Source organism: Streptomyces kronopolitis (assembly GCF_014646275.1).
Classification (GTDB): domain Bacteria; phylum Actinomycetota; class Actinomycetes; order Streptomycetales; family Streptomycetaceae; genus Streptomyces; species Streptomyces kronopolitis.
On the sequence record NZ_BMND01000017.1, the window covers coordinates 126,645 to 148,463 of the forward strand.

Here is a 21,819-nt window from a genome sequence, read left to right on the forward strand (position 1 = left end):
GGACGACCGACATGACGAAGACCGAGACCCCCCAGAGCAGCGGAGGCGATGTCCGCCTCCACGGGATCAGCAAGACCTACGGCTCCTTCACCGCCGTCCAACCGCTCGACCTGACCGTCCCCGCGGGCTCCTTCTTCGCGCTGCTGGGCGCCTCGGGCTGCGGCAAGACCACCACCCTGCGCATGATCGCCGGGCTGGAGGAGCCGACCACCGGGACCGTCGAGCTGTCGGGCCGCGACGTCACCGCCCTGCCGCCCTACAAGCGCCAGGTCAACACCGTCTTCCAGAACTACGCCCTCTTCCCGCACCTGGACATCTACGAGAACGTCGCCTTCGGCCTGCGCCGCCGCGGCATCAAGTCCGTCAAGAAGCAGGTCGAGGAGATGCTCGACCTCGTCCAGCTCGGCCCGATGGCCCGCCGCAAGCCGCAGCAGCTCTCCGGCGGCCAGCAGCAGCGGGTCGCGGTCGCCCGCGCACTGATCAACCACCCGCAGGTGCTGCTCCTCGACGAGCCGCTGGGCGCCCTCGACCTCAAGCTGCGCCGCCAGATGCAGCTGGAGCTCAAGCGCATCCAGACCGAGGTCGGCATCACCTTCGTGCACGTCACCCACGACCAGGAGGAGGCCATGACGATGGCCGACACCGTGGCCGTGATGAACGGCGGCCGGGTCGAGCAGCTCGGCGCCCCCGCCGACCTCTACGAGAACCCCGGCACCACCTTCGTCGCCAACTTCCTGGGCACCTCCAACCTGATCGAGGCCGAGGTCGTCGAGGCCGGCGGCGAGGAGCTGCTCCTGCGGGCCGCGGACACCACCCTGCACCTGCCCGCCGCCCGGTGCAGCGCCTCGGCCCGCAAGGGCGAGAAGGTACTGGCCGGCGTGCGGCCCGAGAAGGTCGCCCTGACCCACGCCGACGACGCCGACGGCATCGCCGCCGAGCACAACCGGCTCCCCGGCCGCATCAAGGACGCCAGCTTCATCGGGGTCTCCACCCAGTACGTCGTCGAGGTGCCCGGCCTGGGCGAACTCGCCGTCTACGAGCAGAACATCGAGCGCGACGGCCGCCTCGTGCCCGGCGCCGGCATCGTGCTGCACTGGAGCCGGGCGCACACCTTCGGTCTGGACGCCACCCAGGACATCCAGGCCGGCGCGGACCTCGACGAGGAGGCCGCGTGACCACCACCGCCACCCCCGCGCCGCCGGACGGGCGAAGCGAGGCCGCGCCGCCGGTCCTCCGCAAGACCCCGGCCCGCAAGCGCCTGGTCCCCTACTGGCTGCTGCTGCCCGGCATCCTGTGGCTGATCGTCTTCTTCGCCGCACCGCTCGTCTACCAGGCGTCGACCTCGATCCAGACCGGCTCCCTCGAAGAGGGCTTCAAGGTCACCTGGCACGTCGCCACCTACTGGGACGCGCTCGGCGAATACTGGCCGCAGTTCATCCGCTCGATGGGCTACGCCGCCGTCGCCACCGTCCTGTGCCTGGTCCTGGGCTACCCGCTGGCCTACCTCATCGCCTTCAAGGCGGGCCGCTGGCGCAACGTCGTGATGATCCTGGTCATCGCCCCGTTCTTCACCAGCTTCCTGATCCGCACCCTCGCCTGGAAGACGATCCTGGCCGACGGCGGACCCGTCGTCGGGCTGCTGAACTCGCTGCACGTCCTGGACGTCACCAGCTGGCTGGGCGTCACCGAGGGGCACCGGGTGCTGGCCACCCCGCTCGCGGTGGTCTGCGGGCTGACCTACAACTTCCTGCCGTTCATGGTCCTGCCGCTCTACACCTCGCTGGAGCGCATCGACCCGCGCCTGCACGAGGCCGCCGGCGACCTCTACGCCCGCCCCTCGACCACCTTCCGCCGGGTGACCTTCCCGCTGTCGATGCCCGGTGTCGTGGCCGGCACCCTGCTGACCTTCATCCCGGCCGCCGGCGACTACATCAACGCCGAACTGCTGGGCTCCACCGACCAGAAGATGATCGGCAACGTCATCCAGTCCCAGTTCCTGCGGGTCCTGGACTACCCGACCGCGGCCGCGCTCTCCTTCATCCTCATGGCGGCCATCCTCGCCATGGTCACGTTCTACATCCGCAAGTCCGGGACGGAGGACCTGGTCTGATGGCCGTCCACGAGACCACGAACGCACCCGGGACCGGCGCCGCCCGCACCCCGAACCGGGGCCTGCGCTGGCTGCGCCGCAACATCGTCGCGATGGCGGGCCTCGCCACGCTGGGCTATCTGATCCTGCCCAACATCGTGGTGATGGTCTTCTCCTTCAACAAGCCCAACGGCCGCTTCAACTACCAGTGGCAGCGCTTCTCCACGGACGCCTGGAGCGACCCGTGCGGCGTCGCCGACCTGTGCGGCTCGCTCGGCCTGAGCCTGCAGCTGGCGCTGTGGGCCACCATCGGCGCGACCGTCCTCGGCACCATGATCGCGTTCGCGCTGGCCCGCTACCGCTTCCGCGCCCGGGCCGGCGTCAACACCCTGATCTTCCTGCCGATGGCGATGCCCGAGGTCGTCATGGCCGCCTCGCTGGCCACCCTCTTCCTCAACATGGGCATCCAGTTCGGCTTCTGGACGATCCTGATCGCCCACATCATGTTCTGCCTGAGCTTCGTGGTCACCGCCGTCAAGGCCCGGGTGATGAGCATGGACCCGCGCCTGGAACAGGCCGCCCAGGACCTCTACGCCTCACCCGTCCAGACCTTCCTGCGGGTGACGCTGCCGATCGCCGCCCCCGGCATCGCCGCCGGCGCGCTGCTGTCCTTCGCCCTGTCCTTCGACGACTTCATCATCACCAACTTCAACGCCGGCTCCACCGTGACCTTCCCGATGTTCGTCTGGGGATCGGCGCAGCGGGGCACGCCCGTACAGATCAACGTCATCGGCACGGCGATGTTCCTGGTCGCCGTGTTGTGCGTACTCGCCGGCCAACTGGCCGGGAACCGCCGCAAGAGGAGCAAGAGGAGCTGAGAACCATGGCACGAGCTGCCATGCCGCATCCGTCCGGGGCGTCCGCCGTCCACGCGCTCGCGGACGCCGCCCCCACCCCCTTCTGGCTCGACGACCCCGCCCGCCCCGCCGCCCTGCCGGCCCTCGTCGGCGACGAGACCTGCGACCTGCTGGTTGTCGGCGGCGGCTACTCGGGGCTGTGGACCGCGCTGATCGCCAAGGAACGCGACCCCGAGCGCGATGTCGTCCTCGTCGAGGGCGCCGAGATCGGCTGGGCCGCCTCCGGGCGCAACGGCGGCTTCTGCGCCGCCTCCCTCACCCACGGCCTGGGCAACGGCCTGGCCCGCTGGCCCGGCGAACTCGCCACGCTCGAAAAGCTCGGCATCCGCAACCTCGACGCCATCGGGGATGCCGTCGCCCGCTACGGCATCGACTGCGACTTCGAGCGCACCGGCGAGATCGACATCGCCACCGAGCCGCACCAGGTCGCCGAACTCCAGGAGGCCGCCGAGGACGCCGCCGAACTGGGCCTGGACCGGCACACCTTCCTCGACGAGGACGCCCTGCGCGCCGAGGTCGACTCACCGACCTTCCGCGCCGGGCTGTGGGACCGCGACGGCGTCGCCATGCTCCACCCGGCCCGCCTCGCCTGGGGCCTGAAGCAGGCCTGCCTCGACCTCGGCGTCCGCATCTACGAGCGCACCCGCGCCACCGCGCTCGCCGGCGACGGCACGGGCATGGCCGTCCGCACTCCCTACGGCCGGGTCTTCGCCCGCCATGTCGCGCTGGGCACCAACGCCTTCCCGTCCCTGGTCAAGCGGGTCCGCCCGTACGTCGTCCCGGTCTACGACCACGCCCTGATGACCGAGCCGCTCTCGGAGGAGCAGCTCGCCGCCATCGGCTGGAAGAACCGCCAGGGCCTCTCGGACTCCAACAACCACTTCCACTACTTCCGCCTCACCGCCGACCACCGCATCCTGTGGGGCGGTTACGACATCGTCTACCGCTACGGCGGCGGCGTACGCGCCGAGTACGACCACCACCCGGCCACCTACGAGAAGCTCGCCCGGCACTTCTTCCGCTGCTTCCCGCAGCTGGAGGGGCTGCGCTTCACCCACTCCTGGGGCGGCGCCATCGACACCTGTTCGCGCTTCTCCGCCTTCTTCGGCACCGCGCACGCCGGCCGGGTCGCCTACGCCACCGGGTACACCGGCCTCGGCGTGGGCGCCACCCGCTTCGGCGCCGAGGTGATGCTCGACCTGCTCGCGGGCGAGCGCACCGAGCGCACGGAGCTGGAGATGGTGCGCAGCAAGCCGCTGCCGTTCCCGCCCGAGCCGCTGCGCTGGGCCGGCATCGGCATCACCCAGTGGTCGATGACCCGCGCCGACACCCGTGCCGGACGCCGCAACCTGTGGCTGAAGGCCATGGACAAGGTGGGGCTCGGCTTCGACAGCTGACGCCTTATCAGGGAGCGGCCGGCCGCGCGCCGTCCGCTCCCTTGTGGTGTCTACGGGCTCGTGGTGTCCACGGGAGCTCCGCCGGCCGCCGCCGAGCGGAGTCCGCCCGCCGCCCACCGGTCGCACACCGCCCACCACAGCGCGAGCAGCACCCCGGCCAGACACCAGCTGCCGAGCACGTCCAGCGGCCAGTGGTAGCCCCGGCGGACCAGGCCGGTGCCGACACCCGCGTCGAGCAGCACCAACCCGGCGGCGACCGCCGGCCCGACCCGGCGGCGGCCCGGCGCCGGCCGCCTGCCGCGGTACAGCAGCAGCGCCGCCAGGCCGTAGAGCACCGCCGCCGTGGCGGCGTGCCCCGACGGGTAGAAGCCGTCGGGCGCGCCCGCCATCGCCGCCGGGCCCGGTCGGGCGAGCCACAGTTTGAGCGGGACCACGAGTGCGGGTACCGCGGCGGCGATGAGTGCGGCCGCGAGCGGGGGCAGCCACCAGCGCGGGGGAGCGGCGCCGTCGTCCGCCCGCTGCCGGGCATCGCGCCGGCCCCGCCACAGGGACCACACCACGGCCGCCGCCAGCACCGGCAGCGCCACCGCAGTGTTGCCGAGGTCGGCGAGGAACTCCGCGGGCCCGGCGGGCAGGCCGCCGGATGCCACGGCGCGGCCGAGCCGCTCGTCGAGCGCGCGCAGCGGACCGTGGCCCGCCACCTGCCAGGTGAGGACCGCGAACAGCAGCGCGCCGCACAGGCAGAGGAACAGCGGGGACGGACGGCGGGAGGCGCGGCCGGACGGGGGCGCGGGGCCGGGGCGGCCGGACGATCCCGGAGAGCCTGATGACGTCGACGAACCCGGAGACGTGGGCGCATCCGGAGACGTCGGCGAATCCGATCGCCGCAGAAGAAAAGAAGTCGGCCGCCTCGGAACAGGGGGGGTGGTTCCGAGGCGGCCGGGGTGACCGGTGTCCCGCGCGCCCCGGGGGGTATGGGGCGGGCGGACATCCGATCGGTGAGGATTCCCGGAGTTCCCTGTGCCAGGGGTTCCGGTGTCGTGCGCGAGGGCACGGCCTGGCCGGAGCTGGGGAAGCGCCGACCGGGCGTCGCCCGCAGTCCCCTGCGAGCGGGGTGTTTCTCTCATCTGCAGAAACCGTACGGCACCGGGACCGCCCCGGACAGCCGCATCACCCGCCCGCCATGGCCCCCGCACATCTTCTTCACGCCGTGCCTCCACCTCCGCACTTTCGCGCAGAAATGAGCACAGAAATCAGCACAGAAGTGGTCACGAATGGGGGGCGCGGACGGGGCGGGGGACGGGAGCGGGGAGCGGCGCGACGGCAGCGGGCGGCCCGAGCCCCGGGCGGCCCGAATGCTCGGGGGCAAACGCCCCGGCCGACGGGTATTCGAGCATTCATTCGGGCGGACAACGCGCCGCGGCCCGGGGCCCGGCATCGTCTGCCGTGCCCCGGGCCGCGCCGGGTGTTGCTGCCGCGCGAGCGGAACGATCCGCGTGCGGACCGCCGCTTACGCCCGGACCGCTCAGATCGTGGCGAACGCGCTCTCCAGGATGTCCAGGCCCTCGCCCAGCAGGTCCTCGCCGATGACCAGCGGCGGCAGGAAGCGCAGCACATTGCCGTAGGTGCCGGTGGTCAGCACCAGCAGGCCCTCCTGGTGGCAGGCCTTGGCCAGCGCGGCGGTGGCCTCCGGGTTCGGCTCCTTGGAACCGGACTTGACCAGTTCGATCGCGATCATCGCGCCGCGGCCGCGGACCTCGCCGACGATGTCGTACTTCTCCGCGATGGCGTTCAGCCGCGGCTTCATGATCTCGCCGATCCGGCGGGCCTTGGCGTTGAGGTCCTGCTCGCGCATGGTCTCGATCGAGCCCAGTGCCGCGGCGCAGGCCACCGGGTTGCCGCCGTAGGTGCCGCCCAGGCCGCCGGCGTGCGCGGCGTCCATGATCTCGGCGCGGCCGGTCACCGCGGCCAGCGGCAGACCGCCCGCGATGCCCTTGGCGGTGGTGATCAGGTCCGGGACGATGTCCTCGTCCTCGCACGCGAACCACTGGCCGGTACGGCAGAAGCCGGACTGGATCTCGTCCGCGACGAAGACGATGCCGTTCTCCTTCGCGAAGGCGGCGATCGCGGGCAGGAAGCCCTTGGCCGGCTCGATGAAGCCGCCCTCACCGAGCACCGGCTCGATGATGATCGCCGCGACGTTCTCCGCGCCGATCTGCTTGGTGATCTGCGAGATGGCCTGGTCCGCGGCCTCCTGCGCGCAGTTCTCCGCGCCGGTCAGCCAGCGGTAGGGGTAGGCCACCGGGACGCGGTAGACCTCGGGCGCGAACGGGCCGAAGCCCTGCTTGTACGGCATGTTCTTGGACGTGAGCGCCATGGTGAGGTTCGTGCGCCCGTGGTAGCCGTGGTCGAAGACGACGACCGCCTGGCGCTTGGTGTGCACCCGGGCGATCTTGACGGCGTTCTCGACGGCCTCCGCACCGGAGTTGAACAGCGCCGACTTCTTCGCGTGGTCGCCCGGCGTCAGCTCGGCCAGCTGCTCACAGACCTCGATGTACGGCTCGTACGGCGCCACCATGGCGCAGGTGTGGGTGAAGGCCTGGAGCTGCGCGGTGGCCCGGCGGACGACCGCCTCCGCGCTGTTGCCGACCGAGGTCACCGCGATGCCGGAGCCGAAGTCGATCAGGGAGTTCCCGTCCACGTCCTCCAGGACACCGCCGCCCGCGCGCTTCACGAACACGGGCAGCACGGCGCCGACCCCGCCCGCCACCGTGGCCTGCTTGCGTGCCCACAGCTCCTGCGACTTCGGGCCGGGGATCGCGGTGACGACGCGACGCTCCTGGGGGAGGGCGGGGCCTCCGGACAGTTCGGTCATGGCAGTCTCCTGGGGGTGGAACGGGGACGTACAAAGGTCTTGTTCTCGCAGGCTAGGGGCGGCCGGGCGGCTCCGGCATGTTCCGTTCGGGAGAAGTGCGCGTGTTGCGTTGTCCGCACCGGACATAGCGGCGGCCCCCGGCCAGTAGATTGAGCGGCGGCGCGCCCGGCGGCGGCAGGCACCGGCGCGGGCATGACAATGGCAGCGCGGCCCGGCGACGCGGCCGCGGGCACCAGGACGCAGCAGGCCACGGCTCAAGGGGGACAAAGGCACCGGATGGACACCGAGGGCACGCACGACGCACAGGACACCCGCTCCGACCAGGTCCCGCGGCCGGCACCACGCCCGGACGTGCCACCCCGCCCGACCACGCCGCCACCCTTCGTCCCGCCGCCCGCCGTGCCGGCCGCCCCGCCGGGCCCCGCGTCCGGCGGCCCGGCCGCCGACCCGCCGCTGCTCGGCTGGCTGCGCACCCCGCGCCCGGCCGCCGCGCCCGGCGTGTGGACCTTCGGGCACCGGCCCCGGGCCGCGGCGGATCCCGACCGGATCCCCGCGCGGCAGCTGATCGGCGGGGCGGTGATCTCGTTCCTGTGCGGATGGCTGCTGTGGTCGCTGCTGTGGAACCAGTACCTCGGCGGCTACTGGCTTTGGCCGCTGCTGCTGCTGACGCCGGACTCCTGGCGTACGGCCGGCGGCGAAAAGATGGTCTTCGTGGTGGCCTCCTACGCCTACTACGGCCTGGTGCTGGCGATTCTGGCCGTCGTCTTCGGCCGCCTCGGTCGCTGGCCCGAACTCGCCCGCCGCTTCCTGCGCCCGCTCCTCGGCCGGCTGCGCAAGGCCGCCCCCGCGCCCAAGCAGCAGCCTGCCGCCGACCGGGCCCAGTGGCCCGAACTGCGGGCGCACGGCGCCGTGGACGCGGCCGACAAGCTTGTCGCCGAGGCGTGCGCCGGGCGGATGAACGATGTGGACGTGGCCCGGATCGAGCGCGCCTGGCAGTCGGTGCGGTCCGGCAAGAACTCCCTGGCCTCCTTCACCGACACCGTGCTCCGGTACGGCGCGGCGGCCTGCGCGCACCCCTCGGGCCGGCGCGACCTGCCCCGCCGGATCGCCCACCACGACCTGCTCGCCCGCCAGGTCCGCATCGGCACCGCTGCCGACCACCCCCGCAACCCCTACCAGCACCGGCTCGCCGGAAGTGCCCTGGAGCCCGCCCTGCTGGGGACCTCGCTGCTGGCCGTCGGACCGGCCGGCAGCGGCAAGACCACCCGGGTCGTCAAACCCGTCGTGGAGTCGATGTGCCTGCAGGCGCTGGCCGGGCAGTGCGCGGTGGTCGCGGTCGGACCGGCCGGCTCGGACCTCGGCGGGGACGACGCGTTCGACGTGGTGGTCCGCATCGGCCGCCCCGACCCGGAGTGCGATCTCGACCTGTACGGCGGGACCACGGACCCCGACGAGGCGGCAGGCATCCTCGCCGAGGCCCTGGTCGGCGACCTCGCCGAGCAGCTGCCCGGCGGCGACAGCCGGCGCGCCGCGACCGTGCTGGCCCAGCTGCTCGGCCCCTTCGCGGCCGCCCATGACCGCTTCCCCGCCGTCCCCGAGCTGCGCGAACTGCTGGACGGCGCGCCCGGCGCGATGGCCGCGCTGCGCACCGCCCTGGAGGACGCGGGCGCCCACACCCTGCTGCGCGAACTCGATGCCCGGGCACGCCAGTCGGAGCGCCACGGCGACCTCGGCGTGCTCCTCGCCGACCGCATCGCCCTGCTGGACCGGCCCGCCTTCGCCGGGTTCTTCGACCCGACCGGCGCCACCCGGCAGGTCTCGCTGCGCGCCCTCGACCATCCGCTGCGGGTCCGTGTCGAGCTGCCCGAACGCGGCCACGCGGAGGCCTCCCGGATCCTCGCCCGGCTGGTGCTGGCGCAGTTCACGGAGTGTGCGGTGGCGCGGGCGGATCGTTCGGTGTTCGCGTGTCTGGTGCTGGACGAGGCCGCGCACACCGTCACCGCCGAGGCGCTGCGCGGGCTGCAGCGGCTGCGGTCGGCGAATGCCGGGGCGGTGCTGACGTTGCGTTCGCTGGACGAGGTGCCGGACGCGCTGCGCGGCGCGCTGCTCGGGTCGGTGGGCTGCCGGATGGCGTTCGCGGGGGTGACGACCTGGGACGGGGCACGGTTCGCCGAGGTGTGGGGCAAGGAGTGGGTGGAGACCCGTGATGTGACGGACCGTCAGATCATTGCGGAGGGTGCCGCGATGAAGGCGCTGCACCTCTTCCGCCACCTGGTCACCGGCAAGGCGCCCACCGCCAAGGCCGTCACCGTCCGCACCGTCGAGCGGGAGCGCTGGTCCGCCTCCGACCTCGCCAATTCCCTGCCGCCCGGGCACGCCGTGCTGTCCGTGACATCGGTGGCGGGGGAGCACGCCCCGCCGGTGCTGGTGGATCTGCGGGCGTAGGGGGCTGGCGGAGGGCGGGCGCCGGGCCGGGGGCGCCTGCCCGGCGGCCCGGGGTGCGGGGCCGGGCTCCAGGACCGGCAGGAATGGCCGGAGCGTACGGGCTCCGTGACCGGAGGGAATGGCCGGAGCGTAGGTCGGGCCCCGGGACCGGAGGGAATGGCCGGGGCGTGGGGCCGGGCTCCGTGACCGGCGGGAATGGCCGCAGCTGAGCGCCGGCCTCCGAGCGGTGGCGGGATTGGCCGGAGCGTGGGTGCCCCCGATTCCTCCGCTGAGGCAGAATCGACAGCAGTCGTTCATACAGGGCGGCGAAAAGGAAGGGGCGGTGGCCGGTCCTCGCGGGTCGGCCGGTGGCCGGCTGCCGGCCGGTCGTCCCCGCAGTCGTCGAGGTCTCGAAGGTCCCATGCCGCACACGCTCGCCTCTCTCGTCAACCACACCGCGCTCAAGCTGACCGTCCTCGCCGGCGAGGAGCAGCTGGACGTGCCGGTGCGCTGGGCGCACGCGAGCGAGCTGATCGACCCGGTGCCCTACATGGAGGGCGGCGAGCTGCTGCTGATCACCGCGCTGAAGCTGGACGCCGAGGACACCGAGGCGACCCGCAGCTATGTGCGGCGCATCGCCCGGGCCGGGGTGGTCGGGCTGGGCTTCGCGGTCGGGGTGAACTACGAGGGGGTGCCGCAGGCGCTGGTCGAGGCGGCCGCGGAGGAGGGGCTGCCGCTGCTCGGGGTGCCCCGCCGGACCCCGTTCATCGCGATCAGCAAGGCGGTCTCGGCCGCCGTCGCCGCCGACCAGTACCGCGCGGTGACCGCGGGGTTCGAGGCGCAGCGGGAGCTGACCCGGGCGGCGCTCGGCGCCGAGGGCCCGGCCGAACTCCTGGCCCGGCTCGCGGCCCATCTGGACGGCTGGGCCGCGCTCTACGACGCCTCGGGCGCGGTGGTGGCCGCCGCCCCCGACTGGGCGGCCCGGCGCGCGGCCCGGCTCACCGAGGACGTCGGACGCCTGCGCGGGCGCCCCGCGCCCGCCAGCTCGGTGGTCAGCGACACCGACGGCGACGACCGGGTAGAGCTGCAGTCGCTGGGCACCGGGCGGCGGGCCCGCGGGGTGCTCGCGGTCGGCACCGCCGCGCCGCTCGGCACCGCCGAACGCTTCGCCGTGCACTCCGCGGTCGCGCTGCTCACCCTGACCACCGAGCGCTCCAGGGCGCTGCAGGACGCCGAGGCGCGGCTGGGCGCCGCGGTGCTGAAGATGCTGCTCGCGGGGGAGCCGGACCATGCCCGGGCGGTGGCCGGGCGGCTCTACGGCGGGCTGCTGGACGCGCCGTTCCGGGTGGTGGTCGCCGAGCCGGTGCCCGCCGAGGAGCAGGCGCCGGGGGCGGCCGGGGGCGCCGCCGTCCCGGGTGGCCTGGACGCGCTGGCCGACGCGATGGACTCCGCGGCCGCCCGGACCGGTGAGGCGCTGCTCGCCGTGCCGGACGCCGGCCGGCTGGTCGTGCTGGTCGCGGACGGCGGCGCGGCCGCGGCCGTGGCCGCCGCCCATGCCGCCGAGGCCGGTTCCCGCGCCGGCGCCCGGCCGCGTGCGCGCGGGCGCTCCGGGCGGGGGGCGGGCGGCCACGGCGGGACGGTGGCCGTCGGGCTGTCCGCGCCGACCGGGCCGATGGCCGCCGCCCACGCCTACCGCCAGGCCGAACAGGCGCTGTCGGTGGCCCGCCGCCGCGGCCGGACGCTGGTCGAGCACGAGGACGTGGCGGCCGGCTCCGTGCTGCCGCTGCTCGCCGACGACGCGGTCCGCGCCTTCGCGGACGGGCTGCTGCGGGCGCTGCGCGAGCACGACGCGACCGGCCGCGGCGATCTGGTGGCCTCGCTGCGGGCCTGGCTCGCCCGGCACGGCCAGTGGGACGCGGCCGCCGCCGACCTGGGCGTCCACCGCCACACCCTGCGCTACCGGATGCGGCGCGTGGAGGAGATCCTGGGGCGCTCGCTGGACGACGCGGACGTGCGGATGGAGCTCTGGCTGGCGCTGAAGGCGACCTCGTCACCGGAGACCGGATCCGGCCCGCCGCCCGCCCCGTGACGGGTCCGGCCGTCCCCGGGGTGAGCACCTCGGCCACGCCCCCGCACCCGCCCCGTACGCCCCCTCCACCGCGGAGGGACCGGCCCGTCGATTACTACGCTACGGACAAACGCCACGGCGCCGCCGTCCCCCTACCGTGGGTGCAGAGCCAAAACCGCAGAGGCGCTCGCTGAGCCATGCGCACCACCCACCACGTCTGAAGGGCCGGGTTCCACTGTGCCGATCCCCACTGATGCAGCCCCCACCGCCTTCTGGCTCGCCGGCCGCGAGGCCACCGGCGAGGCCACCTTCGATGTCACCTCCCCCTGGGACGGGCGTCTCGTCGGCACCGTGAGCGTCCCCACCGAGGAGCAGGTCGAGGAGGCGGTCGCCGCCTCCGTCGCCGTGCAGGACGAGCTGGCCGCGACCCCCGCGCACGTGCGCGCCGCGGCCCTGGACCACGTGCACCGCCGGCTGGTGGAGCGTACGGAGGAGATCGCCCGGCTGATCTCCGCGGAGAACGGCAAGCCCATGAAGTGGGCGCGCGGCGAGGTCGGCCGGGCCGTCTCGGTGTTCCGCTTCGCGGCCGAGGAGGCCCGCCGCTTCAACGGCGGCGAGGCGCAGCGGCTGGACACCGACGCGGGCGGCGCCGGCCGGCTCGCGCTGACCCGCCGCTTCCCGCGCGGCACGGTCCTGGGCATCGCCCCGTTCAACTTCCCGCTGAACCTCTGCGCCCACAAGATCGCCCCGGCCATCGCCGCCGGCGCCCCGATCATCCTCAAGCCGGCCCCCGCCACCCCGCTCTCCGGCCTGATCCTCGGCGAGCTGCTGTCCGAGACCGAGCTGCCGGCCGGTTCCTGGTCGATCCTCCCGGTGCCCAACGACCGGATGCCGGCGCTGGTGCAGGACGAGCGGCTGCCGGTCGTCTCCTTCACCGGCTCCGAGAAGGTCGGCTACGCGATCCTCGACTCGGTGCCGCGCAAGCACTGCACCCTGGAACTCGGCGGCAACGGCGCCGCCGTCGTCCTGCCGGACTTCTCCTCCGAGGCGGACCTGGACTGGGCGGCGCAGCGCATCGCCACCTTCTCCAACTACCAGGGCGGCCAGTCCTGCATCTCCGTGCAGCGGGTGATCGCCGACGCCTCCGTCTACGACCGGCTGGTGCCCAAGATCGTGGCGGCCGTCGAGGCGCAGGTCACCGGCGACCCCTCCGACGACGCGACCGAGGTCGGCCCGCTGGTCGACGAGAACGCCGCCAAGCGCGTCGAGTCCTGGGTGGACGAGGCCGTGGAGCGCGGCGCGAAGCTGCTCGCGGGCGGCAAGCGCGACGGCGCCTCCTACGCGCCGACGGTGCTGGCGGAGGTGCCCGCCGGCGCCACGCTCGCCTGCGAAGAGGTCTTCGGCCCGGTGCTCACCCTCAAGAAGGTCGACGGGGAGGCGGAGGCCTTCGCGGCCGTCAACGACTCCAAGTTCGGCCTCCAGGCGGGCGTGTTCACGCACGACGTGCAGACCGCGTTCCGCGCCCACCGGGCGCTGGAGGTCGGCGGCGTGATCATCGGCGATGTGCCGTCCTACCGCGCCGACCAGATGCCCTACGGCGGCGTCAAGCAGTCCGGCGTGGGCCGCGAGGGCGTGCGCTTCGCGATGGACGACTACACCTACGAGCGGGTCCTGGTCCTCACCGGACTCGCGCTGTAGTACCCGGCGCGCGGCGCGCTCCCGGCACCTCGTGCCCGGAGCGCGCCGCTCCGTTTTCCGGGGTCCGCGGCGGCGTCCCGCACCCCCCGAAGGGCCGAGAGCCCCGCGCCGCGCCGGACCGGCGGCGCGGCGCAGGCCCCCCATGGCGCGCGGGCGCCCTTGCGCCCGTCTTCTCCTCGTACCTCCAGTGGTGCAACCCGTGCGGATCGGGTAACTCTCACAAGTAGCGCTGTCCAGCGGCCGACCGGCCCGCCGGCGCTGAACTCCCGAACCCGCGGCGAGGTGAGCTCCTGATGACCGCTCCATCCATCCGCAACGTTTCCGAGCGCGAAGCACGCCAGGTCGCCGAGGCGGCCCGTGAGCAGGACTGGCGCAAGCCCAGCTTCGCCAAGGAACTGTTCCTGGGGCGCTTTAGGCTCGACCTCATCCATCCGCATCCCACCCCTGCGGTCGACGACGTGCGCCGGGGCGAGAAATTCCTCGCCACGCTGCGCGAGTTCTGCGAGACGAAGATCGACAGCGCCCGGATCGAGCGCGAGGGAAAGATTCCGGACGAGACCGTCAACGGGCTCAAGGAACTCGGCGCGCTCGGCATGAAGATCGACGCCAAGTACGGCGGCCTCGGACTGACCCAGGTCTACTACAACCGGGCGCTGTCCCTGGTCGGCACCGCCAGCCCCGCCATCGGCGCGCTGCTCTCCGCGCATCAGTCGATCGGCGTACCGCAGCCGCTGAAGCTGTTCGGCACCAAGGAGCAGAAGGAGACCTTCCTGCCGCGCCTGGCGCGCACGGACATCTCCGCGTTCCTGCTGACCGAGCCCGACGTCGGCTCCGACCCGGCCCGGCTGGCGACCACGGCCGTCCCGGACGGCGACGACTACGTCCTCGACGGCGTGAAGCTGTGGACCACCAACGGCGTGGTCGCCGACCTGCTGGTGGTCATGGCGCGGGTGCCCGCCTCCGAGGGCCACAAGGGCGGCATCACGGCCTTCGTCGTCGAGGCCGATTCGCCCGGCGTCACCGTCGAGCACCGCAACGCCTTCATGGGCCTGCGCGGCCTGGAGAACGGCGTCACCCGCTTCCACCGGGTGCGGGTCCCCGCCGCCCACCGTATCGGCCCCGAGGGCGCCGGCCTGAAGATCGCGCTGACCACCCTCAACACCGGGCGGCTGTCGCTGCCCGCGATGTGCGTCGGCTCCGGCAAGTGGTGCCTGAAGATCGCCCGCGAGTGGTCCGGGGCCCGCGAGCAGTGGGGCCGCCCGGTCGCCGAGCACGAGGCCGTCGGCGCCAAGATCTCCTTCATCGCCGCCACCACCTTCGCCCTGGAGGCGGTCGTCGACCTCTCCTCGCAGATGGCTGACGAGAACCGCAACGACATCCGCATCGAGGCCGCCCTCGCCAAGCTCTACGGCTCCGAGATGGGCTGGCTGATCGCCGACGAACTCGTCCAGATCCGCGGCGGACGCGGCTTCGAGACCGCCGACTCGCTCGCCGCCCGCGGCGAACGCGCCGTCCCCGCCGAGCAGCTGCTGCGCGACATGCGCATCAACCGGATCTTCGAGGGCTCCACGGAGATCATGCACCTGCTGATCGCCCGCGAGGCGGTGGACGCCCATCTGTCCGTCGCCGGCGACCTCATCGACCCCGACAAGACCCTCGCCGACAAGGGCCGGGCGGCGGCCAAGGCCGGCGGCTTCTACGCCCGCTGGCTGCCCAAGCTCGTCGCGGGGCCGGGCCAGCTCCCGCGCACCTACCAGGAGTTCGGGATGCTCGCCGGGCATCTGCGGTACGTCGAGCGGACCTCCCGCAAGCTCGCCCGGTCCACCTTCTACGCGATGTCGCGCTGGCAGGGCCGGATGGAGACCAAGCAGGGCTTCCTCGGCCGGATCGTCGACATCGGCGCGGAGCTGTTCGCGATGAGCGCCGCCTGCGTCCGCGCCGAGTACCTCCGGGAGACCGACGACCACGGCCGCGAGGCCCAGCAGCTGGCCGACGTCTTCTGCCGGCAGGCGCGGATCCGGATCGAGGAGCTGTTCGGCCGGCTGTGGACCAACACCGACGACCTCGACCGCAAGGTCGTCTCCGGGGTCCTCGGCGGCAGCTACACCTGGCTGGAGGACGGCATCGTCGACCCCAGCGGCGACGGCCCCTGGATCGCCGACGCCACCCCGGGCCCGAGCAGGACGGACAACGTGCGGCGGCCCATCAGCTGACCCACGCGCGGTGCGCGCCCCGGGGCCGCTGCGGCAGTCCGCCGCCGCAGCGGCCCCGAGGCGTGCCGGGCGCCGGGGCCCCGATGATCGCCGGGATGCGCCCTTGGTGTCCGCGGCGCCCCGGCGACCGGCCACAATGGACCCCATGACGGACTCCCTCGCCCATCCGCACCTGCGCTTCGAGCCCGCCGCCGGCGATCCGGACGGCCCGCACGGGCCCCGTTCCCTGGTGATCCTCGGCTCGACCGGTTCGATCGGCACCCAGGCGATCGACATCGTGCTGCGCAACCCCGACCGCTTCCACGTCACCGCGCTCTCCGCGGCCGGCGGCCGGGTCGAGCTGCTCGCCGAGCAGGCGCACCAGCTGCGGGTGACCGCCGTCGCCGTGGCCCGCGAGGACGCCGTGCCGGCGCTGCGCGCGGCACTGGCGGACCGCTACGGCGCGGGCGAGCCGCTGCCCGAGATCCTGGCCGGCCCCGACGCGGCCACCGACCTGGCCGCCTCGCCCTGCCACACCGTCCTCAACGGCATCACCGGCTCCATCGGCCTCGCCCCGACGCTGGCGGCCCTGAAGGCCGGCCATGTGCTGGCCCTCGCCAACAAGGAGTCGCTGATCGTCGGCGGCCCGCTGGTCAAGGCCGTCGCCGCGCCCGGCCAGATCATCCCCGTCGACTCCGAGCACTCCGCGCTCTTCCAGGCGCTGGCCGGCGGCGCCCGCGCCGAGGTCCGCAAGCTCGTGGTCACCGCCTCCGGCGGCCCGTTCCGCGGCCGGACGAAGCGGGAGCTGGCCGGGGTCACCCCCGAGCAGGCGCTGGCCCACCCCACCTGGTCGATGGGCCCGGTCGTCACGATCAACTCCGCGACCCTCGTCAACAAGGGGCTGGAGGTCATCGAGGCGCATCTGCTGTTCGACGTGCCCTTCGAGCGCATCGAGGTCGTCGTCCATCCGCAGTCCTACATCCACTCGATGGTGGAGTTCACCGACGGCTCCACGCTCGCCCAGGCCAGCCCGCCCGACATGCGCATGCCGATCGCGCTGGGCATCGGCTGGCCCGAGCGGGTCCCCGACGCCGCACCGGGCGTGGACTGGACGAACGCCCAGAAGTGGGAGTTCTTCCCGCTCGACGGGTCGGCCTTCCCGTCCGTCCCGCTGGCCTGCCACGTGGGCGAGCTGGGCGGCACCGCACCGGCCGTCTTCAACGCGGCGAACGAGGAATGCGTGGAGGCATTCCTCCGGGGCGGGCTGCCGTTCACAGGGATTGTGGATACCGTCGCCGATGTGGTCGCCGCACACGGCACGCCCGCCCGGGGAACTTCCCTGACGGTCGCGGACGTCCTGGAAGCGGAGACCTGGGCGCGCGCCCGCGCCCGCGAACTGGCCGCCCGTGCGGCACGGACACCTTCGGAGGCTCGCGCATGACGACCTGGATGACCATCCTCGGCATAGTCGTCTTCGTCGTCGGCCTGCTGTTCTCCATCGCCTGGCACGAGCTCGGCCACCTCTCCACGGCCAAGCTGTTCGGCATCCGCGTGCCGCAGTACATGGTGGGCTTCGGGCCGACGCTCTTCTCCCGCAAGAAGGGCGACACCGAGTACGGCATCAAGGCCGTCCCGCTCGGCGGCTACATCCGCATGATCGGGATGTTCCCGCCCGGGGACGACGGAAAGCTCCAGGCCCGCTCCACCTCGCCGTTCCGCGGCATGATCGAGGACGCCCGCTCGGCGGCCTTCGAGGAGATGCAGCCCGGCGACGAGAAGCGGCTCTTCTACACCCGCAAGCCCTGGAAGCGCGTCATCGTGATGTTCGCCGGGCCGTTCATGAATCTGATCCTGGCGGTCGTGATCTTCATGAGCGTGCTGATGGGCTTCGGCATCAACACCCAGACGACCTCGGTCGGCTCCGTCTCGGACTGCGTCATCTCGGCGGCCGCCAAGACCGACAAGTGTCCGGCCGGCGCCAAGGACTCCCCGGCCAAGGCCGCGGGCCTGCGGGCCGGCGACAAGATCGTGTCGTTCAACGGCCGCGCCGTCCCCGACTGGGACGCCCTCCAGCGGCAGATCCGCGACACCACCGGGCCCGCCACCCTGGTTGTCGAGCGGCACGGCGCCCGGACGACCCTGCACGCCGACCTGATCGAGAACAAGGTCGCCAAGACCGACGGCCACGGCGGCTATGTGCCCGGCCAGTTCGTCAGCGCCGGATTCCTCGGTTTCACCCCGGCCAGCGGCGTGGTCCCGCAGACCTTCGGCCAGTCCGTCGACCGCATGGGCAACATGGTCGAGCAGGGCGTCTCCTCGCTGGTGAACCTCCCCGCCAAGGTCCCCGACCTGTGGAACGCGGCCTTCAACGGCGGCGAGCGCAAGCAGGACTCCCCGATGGGCGTGGTCGGCGCGGCCCGGGTCGGCGGCGAGGTCTTCTCGCTGCACATCCCGCCGGAGCAGCGGGTGGCGACCATGCTCTTCCTGGTCGCCGGCTTCAACCTCTCGCTGTTCCTGTTCAACATGCTGCCGCTGCTGCCGCTGGACGGCGGGCACATCGCCGGGGCCCTGTGGGAGTCGATCCGGCGGGCCTTCGCCAAGATCGTCCGGCGGCCCGACCCCGGCCCCTTCGACGTCGCCAAGCTGATGCCGATCGCCTACGTCGTCGCCGGGATCTTCATCTGCTTCACCCTGCTGGTGCTCGTCGCCGACGTGGTGAATCCGGTGAAGCTGACCTGACGGCGCCGGCGGGCGGGACGGCCGGGCACCTCTGCGGCGTTTGGAGGTGCCCGGCCGTCCCCTTTCGTGGTGCCCCGGGGAGCGGATGTGCCTCCTTTGAGCCCGGTGCCGTAACCTCGAAGGCCGGAGCCCGCCGACGCGGGGCCTAGATCCACACCTTGGGGTTGCTCGCCAGATGACTGCCATTTCACTGGGAATGCCGGACGTACCGACCAAGCTCGCCGACCGCCGGGTCAGCCGCAAGATCCAGGTCGGTACGGTCGCCGTGGGCGGAGACGCACCGGTCTCGGTGCAGTCGATGACGACCACACGCACGTCCGACATCGGCGCGACGCTGCAGCAGATCGCCGAGCTGACGGCCTCCGGCTGCCAGATCGTCCGCGTCGCCTGCCCGACGCAGGACGACGCCGACGCGCTGCCGGTGATCGCCCGGAAGTCCCAGATCCCGGTCATCGCGGACATTCATTTCCAGCCGAAGTACGTCTTCGCCGCCATCGACGCCGGCTGCGCCGCGGTCCGCGTCAACCCCGGCAACATCAAGCAGTTCGACGACAAGGTCAAGGAGATCGCCAAGGCGGCCTCCGACGCCGGCACCCCGATCCGGATCGGCGTCAACGCCGGCTCCCTGGACCGCCGCCTGCTCCAGAAGTACGGCAAGGCCACCCCCGAGGCGCTCGTCGAGTCCGCGCTGTGGGAGGCCTCCCTCTTCGAGGAGCACGGCTTCCGCGACATCAAGATCTCGGTCAAGCACAACGACCCGGTCGTGATGGTCAACGCCTACCGCCAGCTCGCCGCCCAGAGCGACTACCCCCTCCACCTCGGCGTCACCGAGGCCGGCCCCGCCTTCCAGGGCACCATCAAGTCGGCCGTCGCCTTCGGCGCACTGCTCAGCGAGGGCATCGGCGACACCATCCGCGTCTCGCTGTCCGCGCCGCCCGCCGAAGAGGTCAAGGTCGGCATCTCCATCCTGGAGTCGCTCAACCTCCGCCAGCGCCGGCTGGAGATCGTCTCCTGCCCGTCCTGCGGCCGCGCCCAGGTCGACGTCTACAAGCTCGCCGACGAGGTCACCGCGGGCCTGGAGGGCATGGAGGTGCCGCTGCGCGTCGCCGTCATGGGCTGCGTCGTCAACGGCCCCGGCGAGGCCCGCGAGGCCGACCTCGGCGTCGCCTCCGGCAACGGCAAGGGCCAGATCTTCGTCAAGGGCGAGGTCATCAAGACCGTCCCCGAGTCGAAGATCGTCGAGACCTTGATCGAAGAGGCGCTGAAGATCGCCGCGCAGATGGAGGCCGACGGCGTCGCCTCCGGCGCCCCGGTCGTCTCCGCCGCGGGCTGAGCCCCGCCCTCCCGCAGCCGCCGAGCCCCGCCGCCCGCACCGGGCCGCGGGGCTCCCGGCCGCCCGGGGCGCTCCGTCCCGCCGGGGCCGGGTGCTCCCCGCGACCGCGAGGTAAAGTGCCAGGACCTGCTATCGCCTGGCCTCCCAGGCCCGTAACGGTGAGGCTGTCCGACACGTGCTGACGACCACTGCCATCAAGGTCCTCGAGCCCGGGGAGCTCGACGACGCCCTCGCGGTCCTGGACCGTGATCCGGTCGCCAATGCCTTTGTCGCCGCCCGGGTGCAGATCGCCGGCCTCGACCCCTGGCGGCTCGGCGGCGAGATGTGGGGCTGGTATGTCGGCGGCCGCCTGGAGTCGCTCTGCTACGCCGGCGCCAACCTCGTCCCGGTCTGCGCCACCTCCGAGGCCGTCCGCGGCTTCGCCGAACGCGCCCGCCGCCAGGGCCGCCGCTGCTCGTCCATCGTCGGCCCCGCGGCCGCCACGACCGAACTCTGGTCGCTCCTGGAGCCGTACTGGGGACCGGCCCGCGAGATCCGCACCCGCCAGCCGCTGATGGTCACCACCGCACCCTCCGCCGAGATCGCACCCGACCCGGACGTCCGGCGGATCCGCAAGAACGAGATGGACCTGATCATGCCCGCCTGCGTGGCTATGTTCACCGAAGAGGTCGGCATCTCCCCGATGGCCGGCGACGGCGGCCTCCTCTACCAGGCCCGGGTCGCCGAACTCGTCGGCGCCGGGCGCTCGTTCGCCCGCATCGAGGACGGCAAGGTCATCTTCAAGGCCGAGATCGGCGCCGCCACCCAGCGGGCCTGCCAGATCCAGGGCGTCTGGGTCGACCCCGCCCACCGCGGCCAGGGCCTGTCCGAGACCGGCATGGCCGCCGTGCTGCGCTACGCCCTGCGCGATGTCGCCCCCGTCGTCAGCCTCTACGTCAACGACTTCAACACCGCCGCCCGCGCCTCCTACCGCCGGGTGGGCTTCGAAGAGGTCGGTGCCTTCATGAGTGTCCTCTTCTGATCGCGGCGTATTGTTCGGGCCCGCCGCCTTGTACGCTCCGGGCATGAATGACGTCGCGGTCGGCCCGCTCGATCTTGCTGCCCGCGTCGATGACGCGCTGGCCGTCCAGGCGCTCGCCTTCGGCCTGAGCGATGAGGAGATCGCCGTCCGCCGGCACATCGTGCTGCGCCACCTCGGCTGCACCGGCGCCCGCGCCCTCGGCGCCACCGCCCCCGACGGCCGGCTGCTCGGCTTCGTCTACGGCATGCCCAACGACCGCGCCCACTGGTGGTCCACGGTCGTCGAGCCCTACCTCCGCAGCGCGGCCCTCGACCACTGGCTCGACGACTCCTTCACCATCACCGAGCTGCACGTCCACCCCGCCCACCAGCACCGCGGCATCGGCCGCGCCCTGATCACCCGCATCACCGACGAGACCGGCGAACCCCGCTCCATCCTCTCCGCCATCGACACCGAGAGCCCCGCCCGCCACCTCTACCGCTCCCTCGGCTACCAGGACCTGGCCCGCCGCGTCCTCTTCCCCAGCGCCCCCACCCCGTACGCGGTCATGGGCGCGCCCCTTCCCCTGCGTCGGCGTTAGGCGGTCGCCTTTCTTCCCACGTTTTCGGCTGTCCCGCCGTGGTGGTTTCTCGCCGTTGCGCCTGCGGCGGGCTTGTTGCCGCTGCGCTGGCGGTTCGGCTGCGGTGCCGCCCCTCCGGACTCCGTCCTGCGGTCCGGCCCCTTCCGTTGGGGGTGGGGGAGACCCGTGGGGGTGTCCGTGAGTGGTCGGGTGCACGTGGGTGGGTCCGATCACCGCAGGCACGGCAACTGGACGTGAACGGCCCGCCCCCACCGGCCTTTCCCACCCACTCACGGGAGGGGCCGCGCCGCAGGACGGAGTCCGGAGGAGCGGCACCGCACCCGACCACCCACGCCCGCCGCAGGCGCTACGGCGAAAAGCCGGAACGGCGGGGGAGCCGACAACGTGCAGGCCGCCGCGCGCAGCGCAACGGCGAGAAACCACCACGGCGGGCCAGCCGACAACGTGGGAAGAAAAACCAAGCGCAGCGACAACGCATTTTCGCCC

Annotated in this window: 15 protein-coding genes; 13 read left to right on the forward strand and 2 right to left on the reverse strand. The window is 73.0% G+C overall.

Annotated elements, in window-relative coordinates; genetic code table 11:
* The first annotated feature begins 11 nt into the window (after positions 1 to 11).
* From IEY78_RS19560 to IEY78_RS19575, 4 genes are read left to right on the forward strand one after another with little or no spacing between them, the layout of a single operon-like run.
* Positions 12 to 1,175, forward strand: coding sequence for an ABC transporter ATP-binding protein (locus IEY78_RS19560; RefSeq protein ID WP_189100013.1), 1,164 nt, complete (start codon positions 12 to 14; stop codon positions 1,173 to 1,175).
* Positions 1,172 to 2,110 (forward strand): ABC transporter permease, encoded by a 939-nt coding sequence (locus IEY78_RS19565; protein ID WP_189100015.1) that lies wholly within the window; start codon positions 1,172 to 1,174, stop codon positions 2,108 to 2,110. The genes IEY78_RS19560 and IEY78_RS19565 overlap by 4 nt, the downstream gene beginning before the upstream one ends.
* Positions 2,110 to 2,967, forward strand: coding sequence for an ABC transporter permease (locus IEY78_RS19570; RefSeq protein WP_373294194.1), 858 nt, complete (start codon positions 2,110 to 2,112; stop codon positions 2,965 to 2,967). The genes IEY78_RS19565 and IEY78_RS19570 overlap by 1 nt, the downstream gene beginning before the upstream one ends.
* A gap of 20 nt (positions 2,968 to 2,987) precedes the next feature.
* Positions 2,988 to 4,403 (forward strand): NAD(P)/FAD-dependent oxidoreductase, encoded by a 1,416-nt coding sequence (locus tag IEY78_RS19575; RefSeq protein ID WP_189100069.1) that lies wholly within the window; start codon positions 2,988 to 2,990, stop codon positions 4,401 to 4,403.
* A 50-nt stretch (positions 4,404 to 4,453) separates the two neighbouring features.
* Here the strand turns inward: IEY78_RS19575 and IEY78_RS35270 are convergent, their stop codons facing one another.
* Both IEY78_RS35270 and gabT read right to left on the reverse strand, forming a co-directional pair.
* Positions 4,454 to 5,104 (reverse strand): phosphatase PAP2 family protein, encoded by a 651-nt coding sequence (locus IEY78_RS35270; protein ID WP_308426927.1) that lies wholly within the window; start codon positions 5,102 to 5,104, stop codon positions 4,454 to 4,456.
* Between the two features lie 824 nt (positions 5,105 to 5,928).
* Positions 5,929 to 7,278 carry a 4-aminobutyrate--2-oxoglutarate transaminase gene (gene gabT, locus IEY78_RS19585; protein WP_189100017.1) on the reverse strand — a complete coding sequence of 450 codons (1,350 nt, stop codon included), beginning with the start codon at positions 7,276 to 7,278 and terminating at the stop codon, positions 5,929 to 5,931.
* 276 nt (positions 7,279 to 7,554) lie between these two features.
* Here gabT and IEY78_RS19590 point away from each other — a divergent pair, with 276 nt between their 5' ends.
* From IEY78_RS19590 to IEY78_RS19630, 9 genes are all read left to right on the forward strand, one after another.
* Positions 7,555 to 9,723, forward strand: coding sequence for a type IV secretory system conjugative DNA transfer family protein (locus IEY78_RS19590; RefSeq protein ID WP_189100073.1), 2,169 nt, complete (start codon positions 7,555 to 7,557; stop codon positions 9,721 to 9,723).
* 400 nt (positions 9,724 to 10,123) lie between these two features.
* The gene (locus tag IEY78_RS19595; protein WP_189100019.1) at positions 10,124 to 11,791 is read left to right on the forward strand and encodes a PucR family transcriptional regulator; all 1,668 of its coding nucleotides are present in this window, start codon (positions 10,124 to 10,126) and stop codon (positions 11,789 to 11,791) included.
* A 216-nt stretch (positions 11,792 to 12,007) separates the two neighbouring features.
* The gene (locus tag IEY78_RS19600) at positions 12,008 to 13,468 is read left to right on the forward strand and encodes an aldehyde dehydrogenase family protein (RefSeq protein ID WP_229700054.1); all 1,461 of its coding nucleotides are present in this window, start codon (positions 12,008 to 12,010) and stop codon (positions 13,466 to 13,468) included.
* A 293-nt stretch (positions 13,469 to 13,761) separates the two neighbouring features.
* Positions 13,762 to 15,681 carry an acyl-CoA dehydrogenase family protein gene (locus IEY78_RS19605; protein ID WP_189100021.1) on the forward strand — a complete coding sequence of 640 codons (1,920 nt, stop codon included), beginning with the start codon at positions 13,762 to 13,764 and terminating at the stop codon, positions 15,679 to 15,681.
* Between the two features lie 145 nt (positions 15,682 to 15,826).
* Complete coding sequence (gene dxr, locus IEY78_RS19610) at positions 15,827 to 17,101, forward strand: 1-deoxy-D-xylulose-5-phosphate reductoisomerase (protein ID WP_189100023.1); 1,275 nt, start codon at positions 15,827 to 15,829, stop codon at positions 17,099 to 17,101.
* Entirely contained in the window at positions 17,098 to 18,399 is a 1,302-nt protein-coding gene (locus tag IEY78_RS19615; protein WP_189100024.1) for a M50 family metallopeptidase, read from the forward strand. The genes dxr and IEY78_RS19615 overlap by 4 nt, the downstream gene beginning before the upstream one ends.
* Before the next feature lie 175 nt (positions 18,400 to 18,574).
* Positions 18,575 to 19,732: a flavodoxin-dependent (E)-4-hydroxy-3-methylbut-2-enyl-diphosphate synthase gene (gene ispG, locus IEY78_RS19620; RefSeq protein ID WP_129249747.1), complete on the forward strand. Its 1,158-nt coding sequence runs from the start codon at positions 18,575 to 18,577 to the stop codon at positions 19,730 to 19,732.
* 175 nt (positions 19,733 to 19,907) lie between these two features.
* Complete coding sequence (locus IEY78_RS19625; RefSeq protein WP_189100026.1) at positions 19,908 to 20,753, forward strand: GNAT family N-acetyltransferase; 846 nt, start codon at positions 19,908 to 19,910, stop codon at positions 20,751 to 20,753.
* Positions 20,754 to 20,796: 43 nt separating this feature from the next.
* Entirely contained in the window at positions 20,797 to 21,333 is a 537-nt protein-coding gene (locus IEY78_RS19630) for a GNAT family N-acetyltransferase (RefSeq protein ID WP_189100028.1), read from the forward strand.
* Positions 21,334 to 21,819 lie beyond the last annotated feature (486 nt).

What these genes read in the sequence shown, in the direction of transcription:
- dxr (WP_189100023.1), top strand. Translation starts at nt 15,827, where the DNA reads ATGACGGACTCCCTCGCCCATCCGCACCTGCGCTTCGAGCCCGCCGCC.
- IEY78_RS19605 (WP_189100021.1), top strand. Translation starts at nt 13,762, where the DNA reads ATGACCGCTCCATCCATCCGCAACGTTTCCGAGCGCGAAGCACGCCAG.
- IEY78_RS19575 (WP_189100069.1), top strand. Translation starts at nt 2,988, where the DNA reads ATGCCGCATCCGTCCGGGGCGTCCGCCGTCCACGCGCTCGCGGACGCC.
- IEY78_RS19590 (WP_189100073.1), top strand. Translation starts at nt 7,555, where the DNA reads ATGGACACCGAGGGCACGCACGACGCACAGGACACCCGCTCCGACCAG.
- IEY78_RS19570 (WP_373294194.1), top strand. Translation starts at nt 2,110, where the DNA reads ATGGCCGTCCACGAGACCACGAACGCACCCGGGACCGGCGCCGCCCGC.
- IEY78_RS19615 (WP_189100024.1), top strand. Translation starts at nt 17,098, where the DNA reads ATGACGACCTGGATGACCATCCTCGGCATAGTCGTCTTCGTCGTCGGC.
- IEY78_RS19630 (WP_189100028.1), top strand. Translation starts at nt 20,797, where the DNA reads ATGAATGACGTCGCGGTCGGCCCGCTCGATCTTGCTGCCCGCGTCGAT.
- ispG (WP_129249747.1), top strand. Translation starts at nt 18,575, where the DNA reads ATGACTGCCATTTCACTGGGAATGCCGGACGTACCGACCAAGCTCGCC.
- IEY78_RS19560 (WP_189100013.1), top strand. Translation starts at nt 12, where the DNA reads ATGACGAAGACCGAGACCCCCCAGAGCAGCGGAGGCGATGTCCGCCTC.
- IEY78_RS19595 (WP_189100019.1), top strand. Translation starts at nt 10,124, where the DNA reads ATGCCGCACACGCTCGCCTCTCTCGTCAACCACACCGCGCTCAAGCTG.
- gabT (WP_189100017.1), bottom strand. Translation starts at nt 7,278, where the DNA reads ATGACCGAACTGTCCGGAGGCCCCGCCCTCCCCCAGGAGCGTCGCGTC.